The sequence below is a fragment of the Pseudomonas sp. B10 genome, from assembly GCF_900156235.1.
In the GTDB taxonomy this organism is placed as follows: Bacteria; Pseudomonadota; Gammaproteobacteria; order Pseudomonadales; family Pseudomonadaceae; genus Aquipseudomonas; species Aquipseudomonas siliginis.
In genome coordinates, this window is the sequence record NZ_LT707063.1 from 937,182 (window position 1) to 950,477 (window position 13,296).

General features: G+C 59.8%; 11 protein-coding genes. 9 read left to right on the forward strand and 2 right to left on the reverse strand.

Annotation, left to right across the window (positions count from 1 at the left end; genetic code table 11):
* Positions 1-92: 92 nt before the first annotated feature.
* From xylG to BXA01_RS04150, 9 genes are all read left to right on the forward strand, one after another.
* Positions 93-1,649: a D-xylose ABC transporter ATP-binding protein gene (gene xylG / locus BXA01_RS04110; RefSeq protein WP_076563312.1), complete on the forward strand. Its 1,557-nt coding sequence runs from the start codon at positions 93-95 to the stop codon at positions 1,647-1,649.
* Entirely contained in the window at positions 1,650-2,786 is a 1,137-nt protein-coding gene (locus BXA01_RS04115) for a sugar ABC transporter permease (protein ID WP_076563313.1), read from the forward strand.
* Positions 2,787-2,993: 207 nt separating this feature from the next.
* Positions 2,994-3,920, forward strand: a complete 927-nt coding sequence (locus BXA01_RS04120; protein WP_076563314.1) for a DMT family transporter — start codon at positions 2,994-2,996, stop codon at positions 3,918-3,920.
* A gap of 167 nt (positions 3,921-4,087) precedes the next feature.
* On the forward strand, positions 4,088-5,083 hold the full coding sequence (gene dctP / locus BXA01_RS04125) for a C4-dicarboxylate TRAP substrate-binding protein DctP (protein WP_024012588.1): 996 nt from the start codon (positions 4,088-4,090) through the stop codon (positions 5,081-5,083).
* 62 nt (positions 5,084-5,145) lie between these two features.
* Entirely contained in the window at positions 5,146-5,778 is a 633-nt protein-coding gene (locus tag BXA01_RS04130; protein ID WP_076563315.1) for a TRAP transporter small permease, read from the forward strand.
* Entirely contained in the window at positions 5,775-7,058 is a 1,284-nt protein-coding gene (dctM, locus tag BXA01_RS04135; RefSeq protein ID WP_041480541.1) for a C4-dicarboxylate TRAP transporter large permease protein DctM, read from the forward strand. The genes BXA01_RS04130 and dctM overlap by 4 nt, the downstream gene beginning before the upstream one ends.
* Positions 7,059-7,141: 83 nt before the next feature.
* Complete coding sequence (locus BXA01_RS04140; RefSeq protein WP_024012586.1) at positions 7,142-8,092, forward strand: TAXI family TRAP transporter solute-binding subunit; 951 nt, start codon at positions 7,142-7,144, stop codon at positions 8,090-8,092.
* Between the two features lie 71 nt (positions 8,093-8,163).
* Positions 8,164-10,191, forward strand: coding sequence for a TRAP transporter permease (locus BXA01_RS04145; protein WP_076563316.1), 2,028 nt, complete (start codon positions 8,164-8,166; stop codon positions 10,189-10,191).
* Complete coding sequence (locus tag BXA01_RS04150; RefSeq protein WP_076563317.1) at positions 10,188-10,598, forward strand: DUF1850 domain-containing protein; 411 nt, start codon at positions 10,188-10,190, stop codon at positions 10,596-10,598. The genes BXA01_RS04145 and BXA01_RS04150 overlap by 4 nt, the downstream gene beginning before the upstream one ends.
* Before the next feature lie 47 nt (positions 10,599-10,645).
* Here the strand turns inward: BXA01_RS04150 and dctA are convergent, their stop codons facing one another.
* Positions 10,646-11,953: a C4-dicarboxylate transporter DctA gene (dctA, locus tag BXA01_RS04155; protein ID WP_076563318.1), complete on the reverse strand. Its 1,308-nt coding sequence runs from the start codon at positions 11,951-11,953 to the stop codon at positions 10,646-10,648.
* Between the two features lie 102 nt (positions 11,954-12,055).
* Positions 12,056-13,225, reverse strand: coding sequence for a mandelate racemase/muconate lactonizing enzyme family protein (locus BXA01_RS04160; RefSeq protein ID WP_024012582.1), 1,170 nt, complete (start codon positions 13,223-13,225; stop codon positions 12,056-12,058).
* Positions 13,226-13,296 lie beyond the last annotated feature (71 nt).

Genomic DNA, 13,296 nt, shown 5'->3' on the forward strand with positions numbered 1-13,296 from the left:
GTAAAGCTCTGTCTGAAGAGGCCCCTTCGCGAGCAGGCTCGCTCCCACACAGGTTCAGTGGTGTTTGAGTCCCTGGTATACGAGCCTTTTCCATGTCCGACTATCTGCTGCAAATGAACGGCATCGTCAAAACCTTCGGCGGTGTCAAAGCGCTCAACGGTATCGACATCAAGGTCAGGCCCGGTGAATGCGTGGGCCTGTGTGGCGAGAATGGCGCCGGCAAGTCGACGCTGATGAAGATCCTCTCGGCGGTCTATCCCCATGGCACTTGGGACGGCGAAATCCTCTGGGACGGGCAACCGCTCCGGGCGCAATCGATCAGCGAAACCGAGGCCGCCGGCATCGTCATCATCCATCAGGAACTGACCCTGGTTCCCGACCTGTCGGTGGCGGAAAACATCTTCATGGGCCATGAGCTGACGCTGCCCGGCGGGCGAATGAACTACCCGGCGATGATCCACCGCGCCGAAGCCTTGATGCGTGAATTGAAAGTGCCGGACATGAACGTGTCGCTGTCGGTTTCGCAGTACGGCGGCGGTTATCAGCAACTGGTGGAAATCGCCAAGGCCCTGAACAAACAGGCGCGTCTGCTGATCCTCGACGAACCCTCCTCGGCCCTGAGCCGCTCGGAAATCGAAGTGCTGCTGGACATCATCCGTGACCTCAAAGCCAAGGGCGTCGCCTGCGTCTACATCTCGCACAAACTTGATGAAGTCGCCGCCGTGTGCGACACCATTTCGGTGATCCGCGACGGCAAACACATCGCCACCACCGCCATGGCCGACATGGACATTCCGCAGATCATCACGCAGATGGTCGGGCGCGAAATGAGCAACCTCTACCCCAGCGAGCCGCATGAAATTGGCGAGGTGATTTTCGAGGCGCGCCACATCACTTGCTACGACGTCGACAACCCCAAGCGCAAACGGGTCGACGACATTTCCTTCAGCCTCAAGCGCGGCGAGATTCTCGGCATTGCCGGGCTGGTCGGCGCCGGCCGCACCGAACTGGTCACCGCACTGTTCGGCGCCTACCCCGGACGCCACGAGGGCGAAGTCTGGCTGGACGGCCGACCGATCGACACGCGCACGCCGCTGAAAGCGATCCGCGCCGGCCTGTGCCTGGTGCCCGAAGATCGCAAGCGTCAGGGCATCATTCCCGATCTCGGTGTCGGTCAGAACATCACCCTCGCCGTGCTCGAGAGCTATTCGAAAATGACCCGCATCGATGCCGAAGCCGAGCTGGGCTGCATCGACCGGGAAATCTCCCGTCTGCATCTGAAGACCGCAAGTCCATCCCTGCCGATCACCAGCCTGTCGGGCGGTAACCAGCAGAAAGCCGTGCTGGCGAAAATGCTGCTGGCCAAACCGCGCGTACTGATTCTCGACGAGCCGACCCGAGGCGTGGATGTCGGCGCCAAGTACGAGATCTACAAGTTGATGGGCGCGCTGGCCGCCGAAGGCGTGTCGATCATCATGGTTTCATCGGAACTGGCCGAAGTGCTCGGCGTCTCCGACCGCGTGCTGGTGATCGGCGAAGGCCAGTTGCGCGGCGACTTCGTCAACCATGAACTGACCCAGGAACAGGTACTCGCCGCCGCCCTCAGCCAGCCCGGCAGCCATAACAATAATGATCGGAAAACCGCGTAAATGAATCAGGTCAAACAACTGTTCACCCGCTACAAAATGCTCGCGCTGGTATTTGCCGTGGTGCTGATCTGGCTGTTCTTCAGCTGGCAGACCGAAGGCGGTTTCCTCACCCCGCGCAACCTCTCCAACCTGCTGCGGCAGATGTCGATTACCGGAATTCTGGCCTGCGGCATGGTGCTGGTGATCATCAGCGGCGAGATCGATTTGTCGGTGGGCTCATTGCTCGGTTTGCTTGGCGGCCTCGCGGCGATACTCGACGTGGTCTATCACATTCCGCTGCTGGCGAATCTCAGCCTGGTTGCCCTGTGCGGTTTGGTCATCGGGCTTGCCAACGGCTACATGGCCGCCTATTTGCGCATACCGTCATTTATCGTCGGCCTGGGTGGCATGCTCGCGTTTCGCGGGATTTTGCTAGGGATCACCGGCGGCACCACCATCGCCCCGGTATCGCCGGAGCTGGTCTACGTCGGCCAGGGTTATCTGCCCCACGCGATCGGCACCGGCCTGGGTGTGCTGCTGTTTGTGCTAACGGTGTTCCTGACCTGGAAACAACGACGCAATCGCGCCCTGCATGGCCTGGCGGCGCATTCGCTGGTGCGTGATGTTGTGCGCGTGCTGGTGATCGGCGCGGTGCTGGCCGGTTTCGTCCAGACCCTCAACAGCTATGACGGCATTCCCGTGCCGGTGCTGCTGTTGCTGATTCTGCTCGGCGTGTTCAGCTACGTCACCAGCCAGACCGTGTTCGGCCGCCGGGTCTATTCGGTCGGCAGCAACATGGAAGCGACCCGCCTGTCCGGCATCAATGTGCAAGCGGTCAAGCTGTGGATCTTCGGCATCATGGGCGTGATGTGCGCACTCGCCGGCGTGGTCAACACCGCACGCCTCGCGGCCGGCTCACCGTCCGCCGGCAGCATGGGCGAACTCGACGCCATCGCCGCCTGCTTCATCGGCGGCACCTCCATGCGCGGCGGCTCCGGCACCGTCTACGGCGCCCTCCTCGGCGCACTGGTGATTACCAGCCTCGATAACGGCATGTCCATGCTCGACGTGGATAGCTACTGGCAGATGATCGTCAAGGGCAGCATTCTGGTGTTGGCGGTCTGGGTGGATGTGAGTACGCGCACGGCGCGGCGTTGAACGCGGGGCCAATCTGGAGGATTCCAACGGTTTTGTTCGGGAAGTCGCTGTTCGAGAGCTTTGCAGGCAGCAGTCCGGCGAGGCGTTGTCGCTGTTGATCCAACCACTGAACGATGGGGTTCCTCTGGTTCGCGAATTGACAGCGGCGGGCATCAAGCATTACTTGTCACAGGATCGCAATTCACTGACGGAACAGGAGCACGGTGCGTGAGCAAGCACAATGCGAGCAGCGACAGCGTTTCCAAGGGCATAGTGCTGATCAGCGCTGCTGTCTTTCTGCTCTCGCTGGCCGATGCAGCGGTTAAATACTTCAGCACACGCCTACCGCTCTGGCAGCTGTTTCTCCTGGTGTCTTGTCTGTCGGTTCCCGCCCTTGGAGTCTGGCTCGGCAGGCGCATCAGATCGGGCCGCCAGGGGATTGCTTCGGTGTACTGGGTAACCGTCCGGAGCATCCTGCTTTTGTTGATGTGGGTAATGTATTACGCGGCATTACCGCTGATTCCATTATCAGTCGCTGCCGTGGCGATCTACACGACGCCCCTGTTCATTGCACTTTTTTCCACCCTTTATGGAGGTGAGCCGTTATCACTGCGTGGCTGGGTGGCGATAGGAACAGGCTTTGCGGGTGTCGCAACGGTGTTACGTCCAGGCTCGGACATCTTCGTTCTCGCAACGCTGCTGCCCGTCATCGCTGCTGTGTTCTACGCGCTTGCGATGGTAGTGACGCGCCGACATTGTCGCAGTGAACATCCACTGGCACTGGCCCTGGGATTGAATACTGCTTTTCTCGTCGCCGCCAGCATCGGCGGTATCGCTTCGCTGATGGTCAGTGACACGGTTGGCACAACTGGCGGTTTTCTACTCTCCCCATGGCAAACGCTTGATCGGCAAGTGACGCTGTTCATCTTCTGTTACGCCTGCGCTCTGATCTTCATCAACACCGCTACCGCCAAGGCTTATCAAATCGCGCCCGCGGCACTTATCGGCACGTTTGATTACGCCTACCTGGTTTTTGCCTGTCTTTGGGGTTACGTGCTGTTCCACGAGGTCCCGGATATTTTTACATGGGCAGGTATGGCGTTGATTTTGATTGCCGGCTTGCTGGTAATCCGCGCCAAAAAAGATGGCCAGTAACTTCACCTGAGAAAGTTGGCAGTCCGGCCTTCTGACAGTGTTTTGCCCTTTCTCGTCAATTCCCCGGCAAATCAGATATTTCTGCCTAGACTTGAACATGTCTCGGCACTTGAACGCGTTCAGCGCGTCGAGCGGTCATCACAATAAAAACAAGAGGAATCACCCAGATGCTCAGATCTCTGTTCAGCGCACTTGCCTGCGCTTTGGCGGTAAGCAGCATGAACCCGGCCATGGCGGCAGACCCAGTGATCATCAAGTTCTCGCATGTGGTCGCTGACCAGACGCCCAAGGGGCAAGGTGCGTTGCTGTTCAAGAAACTGGTCGAGGAACGCTTGCCGGGCAAGGTCAAGGTCGAGGTGTATCCCAACTCCTCGCTCTTTGGTGACGGCAAGGAAATGGAAGCCCTGTTGCTCGGCGATGTGCAGATGATTGCGCCATCGCTGGCCAAGTTCGAGCAGTACACCAAGTCAGTGCAGCTGTTCGACCTGCCCTTCCTCTTCAATGACATCAACGCTGTCGACCGCTTTCAACTGAGCCCGCAAGGTCAGGGCCTGCTCAAATCCATGGAAAGCAAAAACATCACCGGTCTGGCTTATTGGCACAACGGCATGAAACAACTGTCGGCCAACAAGCCACTGCGTGTACCGGCTGATGCGCGCGGCCTGAAGTTCCGGGTACAGGCCTCGGCGGTGCTGGAGGAGCAGTTCAAGGCGGTGCGCGCCAATCCGCGCAAGATGAGTTTTGCCGAGGTATACCAAGGCCTGCAGACCGGTGTGGTCAACGGCGCAGAGAATCCTTACTCGAACATCTACAGCCAGAAGATGCATGAAGTGCAGAAGTACATCACCGAATCCAACCACGGTGTACTGGACTACATGCTGATCACCAACACCAAGTTCTGGAACGGCCTGCCGCCCGACGTGCGCAGCGAACTGGACAAGATCGTCGTGGAAGTCACCACCCATGTGAACAAGGAAGCCCAGCAACTGAACGAGGGGGACAAGCAGCGCATCCTTGCCGCCAAAACCACGGAAATCATCACCCTTACGCCAGAAGAACGTGCGCAATGGCGCGATGCGATGAAACCGGTGTGGAAGAAGTTCGAAGGCGAAATCGGCGCTGAGCTGATCTCTGCTGCCGAAGCCGCAAACCAGGCGCAATAATCCCAAGGCAGGCGCCGCTGCGTCGGCGCCTGCCCGTCTTCACTCGACGTGAGATGCCATCCATGAAAGCGCTTCGGCGAATCTGGGAACACTTCGAGGAAGGCTTCATCGTCTTCCTTCTGGCGGCCATGACCCTCGTCACGTTTGTCTACGTGATCCTCAATAACTTCTACAGCCTGTTTTACTGGCTCGCCGATCATTGGCCGGCAGCGAGTGTCCCGCTGTTCGCCGTGGGCGATCAGATCATGGGCATGGCGCAGGCCATGACCTGGAGCACAGCCCTGACCAAAGCGCTGTTCGGCTGGCTGATTTTTTTCGGCCTGGCCTATGGCGTGCGCACCGCCGGGCATATCGGTGTCGACGCACTGGTCAAACTGGCACGCAGATCGGTGCAGCGCTACATCGGCATCCTCGCCTGCCTGTGCTGTCTGGCCTACGCGGGGCTGCTTGGCGTCGCCAGTTTCGAATGGATTGAAACCTTGATGAACGCCGGTATCGGCGCCGAGGATCTCGGCCATTTCGGCGTCATGCAGTGGCATGTCGGGTTGATCGTGCCGCTGGGCTTCGCGCTGGTGTTCATCCGCTTCGCTGAAATTCTCCTGCGCATCCTGCTTAACCGTCAGACCGGCCTCGGCCTGGCCGATGAAGCGGCCGACGCGCTGAAACTTGCCGAACACGAGGATGACAAGCCATGACCATCGCCTTCCTGTTCGTGGCCCTGTTCGCCTTGATGTTCATCGGCGTGCCGATCGCCATCTCACTGGGCCTGGCCGGCTCCCTGACGATCATTTTCTTCAGTCCCGACTCGGTGCGCTCGCTGGCGATCAAACTGTTCGAGACCTCGGAACACTACACACTGCTGGCCATTCCTTTCTTCCTGCTGGCGGGGGCCTTCATGACCACCGGTGGCGTCGCCCGCCGGCTGATCGACTTCGCCAACGCCTGTGTCGGGCATATTCGCGGCGGCCTGGCCATCGCGGCGGTGCTGGCCTGCATGCTGTTCGCCGCCCTCTCCGGTTCAAGTCCCGCCACGGTCGCTGCGGTGGGCTCGATTGCGATTGCCGGGATGGTCCGTTCCGGCTACCCGCAGGCGTTCGGCGCAGGGATCATCTGCAACGCCGGTACGCTGGGCATCCTGATCCCGCCGTCGATTGTGATGGTGGTTTACGCCGCTGCTACAGAAACCTCCGTGGGCAAGCTGTTCATGGCCGGCGTGGTGCCTGGCCTGCTGCTGGGCACGGCATTGATGGTGGCGATCTACATCGTCGCGGTGAAGAAAAATCTCCCCGCCTTGCCGCGTGCGACGCTTCGCGAGTTTCTGAGTACGGCACGCCAGGCAATATGGGGCCTGTTGCTGATGGTGATCATCCTCGGCGGCATCTATTCGGGCATGTTCACCCCGACCGAAGCTGCCGCAGTGGCAGCCGTCTATTCGGCCTTCATCGCTTTGTTCGTCTACAAGGATCTGACCTTTCGCGAGACCCCCAAGGTTCTGCTCGACTCGGCCAAGCTGAGCATCATGCTGATGTTCATCATTGCCAACGCCATGCTGTTCGCCCACGTGCTGACCACCGAACAGTTACCTCAACAAATCACTGCCTGGGTGATCGACGCCGGCCTGACGCCGGTGACGTTCCTGCTGGTGGTCAACATTGTGCTGTTGATTGCCGGCGCGTTCATGGAACCGTCAGCGATCATCCTGATCCTGGCGCCCATCCTCTTTCCCATCGCGATGAAACTGGGCATCGATCCGATTCACCTCGGCATCATCATGGTGGTCAACCTTGAGATCGGCCTGATCACGCCACCGGTGGGCCTGAACCTGTTCGTGACCTCGGCGGTGACCGGCATGTCCTTGCCCGCCACAGTCAAAGCCGCGATGCCCTGGCTGTCGATTCTGCTGTTGTTCCTGATCCTGATTACTTACGTGCCATGGATCTCCCTGGTGCTGCCGAACTGGCTGGGGATGAACTGACGTCGTGACGATCACGTTCAGCCGGGACCGGCTAGAGTGCAATCACTCTGCTTAAAACCATAACAAGACGGAGAAGTGCCCCCATGCGAGTCAAAACACGCTTTGCCCTGCTGGCCGCCGCCACGCTGACCCTTAGCAGTGCTGCGCAGGCTGCGCCCGTGTTCATCAATATCCTCACCGGCGGAACCAGCGGGGTTTACTACCCGATCGGGGTCGGTCTGTCGCAAATCTACAGCGACGGCATTGCCGGTTCGAAGACATCGGTGCAGGCCACCAAAGCGTCGGTAGAAAACCTCAATTTGCTACAGGCCGGTCGCGGCGAGTTGGCTCTGGCTTTGGGCGACTCAGTGGCCGACGCCAAAAACGGCGTGGAGGACGCCGGTTTCAAAGCGCCACTGACCAAATTGCGCGCTTTGGGCGGCGCCTATCCCAATTACATTCAAATCGTCGCCAGCAAAGAGTCGGGGATCAAAACCCTCGCCGATCTCAAGGGCAAGACCATCTCGGTCGGCGCCCCAAAATCCGGGACTGAATTGAATGCGCGGGCGATATTCAAGGCGGCCGGCCTGACCTACGAGGACATGGGCAAGGTGCAATATCTGCCGTTTGCCGAATCGGTGGAATTGATCAAGAACCGGCAACTGGATGCCACCCTGCAATCGTCGGGACTGGGCATGGCCGCCATTCGCGACCTGTCGTCGGTGATGCCGCTGAACTACGTCGCCATTCCGAGCGAGGTGGTGGCAAAAATCGGCAATCCGGCCTACCAGAGCGCAATGATCCCGGCCAACACCTACGACGGACAGGCCGAAGCCGTGCCCACCGTGGCAATCACCAATATTCTGGTGACCCGCGCCGACCTGCCGGATGACGTCGTCTATGACATGACCCGCCTGCTGTTCGACAACCTGGGGCGCTTGGGTAACTCCCATTCGGCGGCCAAGGACATCAAGCTGGAAGCGGCTGCGAAAAACCTGCCGATCGCGCTGCACCCCGGCGCCGAACGCTACTACAAGGAAAAAGGCGCTTTATAAGCCCTTGTGCGCAGTGGCGTGACGGCCACTGCAGCGTCGATTCCTTTGCGTGGTCATGAGGAAGGCAGGCAATGAGTGACGAGCATCACGGTATTTCCGCGAACCCACGGGACTGGCCGAAAACCCTGTTTTACGTAGCGCTGCTGTTCTCGATTTTCCAGATCGTTACCGCAGCCTTTTCTCCTCTCTCCAGCCAGGTGCTGCGTGCGGTCCACGTCGGCTTCCTGCTTTGGGTGGTGTTTCTCAGTTATCCGGCACACGGCACAGACCGTCCGTGGCAACCGCTGGCCTGGCTGCTGAGCCTGGCCGCTATCGCTACCGCGCTGTATCAATGGGTGTTCGAGGCCGATCTGATCCAGCGTTCCGGTGACCTCACCTCGGCCGACCTGATGATCGGCATCGTATTGATTGCCCTGGTCTTCGAAGCTGCGCGACGGGTCATGGGCATTGCGCTGCCGGTGATTTGCGGGCTGTTCCTGGCGTACGGCCTGTTCGGGCAATACTTGCCCGGCGAACTGGCCCATCGCGGCTACGGTTTCGACCAGATCATCAATCAGCTGTCCTTCGGCACCGAAGGGCTGTACGGCACGCCGACCTACGTATCGGCGACCTACATTTTCCTGTTCATCCTGTTTGGCGCGTTTCTTGAGCAGGCCGGCATGATCAAGCTGTTTACCGACTTCGCCATGGGCTTGTTCGGTCACAAGCTGGGAGGCCCGGCGAAAGTGGCCGTGGCCTCGTCGGCGTTGATGGGGACGATCACCGGCTCCGGGATCGCCAACGTCGTCACGACCGGGCAATTCACCATTCCGCTGATGAAGCGCTTTGGCTATCGCGCCGCGTTCGCCGGCGGCGTGGAAGCCACCTCCAGCATGGGCAGCCAGATCATGCCTCCAGTGATGGGCGCGGTCGCCTTCATCATGGCTGAAACCATCAATGTGCCCTTCGTCGAAATCGCCAAGGCGGCGCTGATTCCGGCCCTGCTGTATTTCGGTTCGGTGTTCTGGATGGTCCATCTGGAAGCCAAGCGCTCCAACCTCAAGGGTCTGCCCAAAGACCAATGCCCCAGCGCTTGGGGCGCGGTAAAAGCCCGCTGGTATTTACTGATTCCTCTGCTGGTTCTGGTGTACCTGCTGTTTTCCGGGCGCACACCGCTGTTCTCGGGCATGGTCGGCCTGGCATTGACTGCCATCGTGATTCTCGGCTCGGCGATCATTTTCCGCGTGCACAGCTTTGGCCTGCGTTGTGCGTTCTGGATTGCACTCGGCGTGCTCTGCACAGGTTTTTTCCAGCTTGGCATCGCGGTGATTTTCGCGGTCATTGCCGTCCTGGTGCTGGTCTGCGCTTTCATCAAGGGCGGTCGCGAAACGCTGCTGATCTGCCTGCACGCGCTGGTCGAAGGCGCCCGCCACGCGGTACCGGTGGGCATCGCCTGCGCACTGGTCGGCGTCATTATCGGCATCGTTTCGCTCACTGGCGTCGCTTCGACGTTTGCCGGCTACATCCTCGCCATCGGCCGCGACAACCTGCTGCTGTCGCTGATTCTGACGATGATCACCTGCCTGGTGCTGGGGATGGGCATTCCGACCATTCCCAACTACATCATCACCAGCTCGATCGCCGCGCCTGCCCTGCTGGAGCTGGGCGTGCCACTGATCGTGTCGCACATGTTCGTGTTCTACTTCGGCATCCTCGCCGACCTGACACCGCCGGTCGCCCTCGCCTGTTTTGCCGCCGCGCCGATCGCCAAGGAAAGCGGCTTCAAGATCAGCCTGTGGGCCGTGCGCATTGCGCTGGCCGGTTTCGTCATCCCGTTCATGACGGTCTACAACCCGGCGCTGATGCTGCAAGGCGACAACTTGTGGGCGACTGCCTACATGCTGATCAAGACTCTTCTGGCGGTTGGTCTCTGGGGCATGGCGTCGACCGGTTTTCTGCAACAGAAAATGCTGCTTTGGGAACGTTTGCTGAGTCTCGGTGCGGGCGCCCTGCTGATCGTGGCACTGCCCGTGACCGATGAAATCGGCTTCGCACTCGGGATTCTGGTAATCGTGCAACACGTCTGGCGCTCGCGGCGCGCCGCGGCGGCCAATGCATGATCGGCTTGTGCCTGGGTCTGGCCGGCAGCATATGGGCACAGTTGCCGGTAGCGAACTTCACCCTGGCATGGAACCACAGCATCGAAAAGATCCGTTGGGAGGAAGACTACCGCGTCACGGCCCAAGGGCTGGTTCTTGAGCAGGCCAGGGTTCGCGGCAACGGCGCTGGCATGGAGATACCCAATGATGCCCGGCTGGAGAACGGTAGTTGGCATTTCCGACGCGATTTGCCGCCGCTGCAACCACTGCAATTAGGCCGAACCCCGGAGGCCGGTGATTACCAGTTATGCATGGATGGCAAGTGCGAATTGCTCAGCCGATGGGTTGGGCCGGCCAATATCAGCCAGCCGTTTTTGCAGTTGTGGAGTTGCGAAATGACTTCGCTATCGCCATCGCATGATGGTTAGCCAGGAAGCCGTGGCGAGCTGTCGCCAACATCGCCACGTTTCGCGAATTACTTATGCGCCAGCAACGATTTACGTTCGGCCTTGGCGTGCTTCATGGCAGCGATTTCCCGCTCGCACGCTTCGACATCGAAGGAGTTGTCCCACTTGGCAATGGCAATGGTGCCAATGCCGTTGCCGATCAGGTTGGTCACCGCTCGCGCCTCGTTGAGGAAGCGGTCGATGCCCAACAGCAACACCAGGCCCACCAGAGGTATCGAGTGAATGGTGGTGAGCGTGGCCGCCAAGGTCACGAATCCTGCCCCCGCCACACCGGCCGAGCCCTTGGAGGTCAGCAGGAACACGCCGAGCAGAATCATCTGATCCATGAATGTCAGCGGTGTGTTGGTCGCCTGGGCGATGAAGATCGCTGCCATGGTCAGGTAGATGCAGGTGCCGTCCGCGTTGAAGGTGTAGCCCGTCGGCAGGACCATGCCGACCACGGATTTCTTGCAGCCGAGCTTTTCCAGTTTGAACATCATTCGCGGCAGCACCGCTTCGGTCGAGCAGGTGCCCAGGGTGATCAGGATTTCATCCTTGAAATAACGCAGAAACTGCATCAGCGGCATGCCCGACCAGCGCGCCACCGCGCCCAGTACCACGACGATGAAGATCAGCGTGGTGATGTACAGCGCGACCAGCAACTGCCCCAACGAGAGCAGAGTGCCGATGCCGTATTTGCCGATGGTGAACGCCATGCCAGCCCCCGCGCCCAACGGCGCCAGGCGCATGACCATCGCGACGATTTTGAACAGACCTTGCAGGAACAGATCGATGGTATTGATCAGCGGTTTGCTGGTTTCGCCCATTTGCACCAGGGCGACGCCCATCAGCACCGACAACAGGATCACTTGCAGCATGACGCCGTTGGAGAAAGCGCCGAGGAAGGTGTGCGGAATGATATTGAGGAAGAATTCGACGAGGCCGCCCTGCTCGCTCGCCGCCTGGCTGTATTTGTTGACAGCGCTGCCATCGAGGGTGCCGGCGTTGATGTTCATGCCGGCGCCGGGCTTGACCACGTTGACTACGATCAGGCCGACCACCAGTGCGATGGTGGAAAGAATCTCGAAGTAGATCAGCGCTTTCACACCGATGCGGCCGACCTCCTTGATGCTGCCCATCTTGGCGATACCGACCACTACCGTGCCGAAGATGATCGGCGCCAGGAGCATCTTGATCAGCTTGATGAAACCGTCGGCAAACGGCTGCAGCTTGGCGCCGATGTCCGGCACGAAGTAACCGATGGCAGCGCCAATGACGATGCCGATCAGCACTTGCACATAGAGCTGGCTGTACCAGCGCGATTTTGAAGTTTCCACGGAAGCACCTCATTTTATTGTTGTGGTGGGCATGTGGCTGTGGCGTCGAGGATGACGCCTGAAGGTGCGGCCTCGGAAATCGAGGCCGCAGATGAAACCGAATCAGCCCTCGCCCAGTTCGCGCATGACGGCATACAGCGCAGATTTGGCTTCGAAGCCGACGCCCGGAATATCCGGCAGCCCGACGTAGCCGTTTTCTACGCGGATGCCATCGGCAAAACCTCCGAAGGGCTGGAACACGTCCGGGTACGATTCGTTGCCGCCCAAGTGCAGACCGGCGGCGATGTTCAGCGACATCTGGTGACCACCATGCGGCACCACGCGGCGCGAAGACCAACCCAGCTCTTCCATCACTTTCAGGGTGCGCATGTACTCGACGAGACCGTAGGACAGCGCGCAGTCGAATTGCAGGTAGTCACGGTCCGGGCGCATGCCGCCGTGGCGCAACAGGTTGCGGGCGTCCTGGTGAGAGAACAGGTTTTCGCCGGTGGCCATCGGCAGTTCGTAGTGATTGGCCAACTCGGCCTGGAGCGCATAATCCAGCGGGTCGCCGACTTCTTCGTACCAGAACAGGTTGTACTTCTTGATCGCTTCGGCGTAGGCGATACCGGTCTGCAGATCGAAGCGGCCGTTGGCGTCGACCGCCAGGCGCTGGCCGTCGCCCACCACTTCGAGCACCGCCTCAATGCGGCGGATATCTTCGTCCAGCGGCACCGCGCCGATCTTCATCTTGACCACGTCGTAGCCACGGTCCAGATAGCTCTGCATTTCGGCCTTGAGTTTGCTCTGGTCCTTGCCCGGGTAGTAATAGCCACCCGCCGCATACACCCAGACTTTGTCATCGGCGACGCCGTTGCGATAACGATCGGCAAGCAGGCGATACAGCGGCTTGCCTTCGATCTTCGCTACCGCATCCCACACCGCCATATCGATGGTGCCGACCGCTACTGAACGCTCGCCATGCCCGCCCGGTTTTTCGTTGGTCATCAGGGTTTTCCAGATGGCGAACGGATCAAGGTTATTGTTCTCGTGATCGATCAGGGTTTCCGGGTCGGCTTCAGTGATCCGCGCCAGAAAGCGATCGCGCATCAGCGCGCCCTGGCCGTAGCGACCGTTGGAGTTGAAGCCGTAACCGATGACCGGTTTGCCGTCGCGGATCACGTCGGTAATGACCGCGACGACCGAGCAGGTCATCTTCGAAAAATCGATGTAGGCATTGGCGATCGGGGAAGCAATGGAGACGGTTTTTTCACGGATATCGACGATACGCATGACGGGTTCCTCTTGTTGTGGTGACCCAACGTTATGCGTTGCGACGACACCCGCCCAATGCTATTAATGCC

What these genes read in the sequence shown, in the direction of transcription:
- BXA01_RS04145 (WP_076563316.1), top strand. Translation starts at nt 8,164, where the DNA reads ATGAGTGACGAGCATCACGGTATTTCCGCGAACCCACGGGACTGGCCG.
- BXA01_RS04160 (WP_024012582.1), bottom strand. Translation starts at nt 13,225, where the DNA reads ATGCGTATCGTCGATATCCGTGAAAAAACCGTCTCCATTGCTTCCCCG.
- BXA01_RS04130 (WP_076563315.1), top strand. Translation starts at nt 5,146, where the DNA reads ATGAAAGCGCTTCGGCGAATCTGGGAACACTTCGAGGAAGGCTTCATC.
- BXA01_RS04150 (WP_076563317.1), top strand. Translation starts at nt 10,188, where the DNA reads ATGATCGGCTTGTGCCTGGGTCTGGCCGGCAGCATATGGGCACAGTTG.
- xylG (WP_076563312.1), top strand. Translation starts at nt 93, where the DNA reads ATGTCCGACTATCTGCTGCAAATGAACGGCATCGTCAAAACCTTCGGC.
- BXA01_RS04140 (WP_024012586.1), top strand. Translation starts at nt 7,142, where the DNA reads ATGCGAGTCAAAACACGCTTTGCCCTGCTGGCCGCCGCCACGCTGACC.
- BXA01_RS04115 (WP_076563313.1), top strand. Translation starts at nt 1,650, where the DNA reads ATGAATCAGGTCAAACAACTGTTCACCCGCTACAAAATGCTCGCGCTG.
- dctM (WP_041480541.1), top strand. Translation starts at nt 5,775, where the DNA reads ATGACCATCGCCTTCCTGTTCGTGGCCCTGTTCGCCTTGATGTTCATC.
- dctP (WP_024012588.1), top strand. Translation starts at nt 4,088, where the DNA reads ATGCTCAGATCTCTGTTCAGCGCACTTGCCTGCGCTTTGGCGGTAAGC.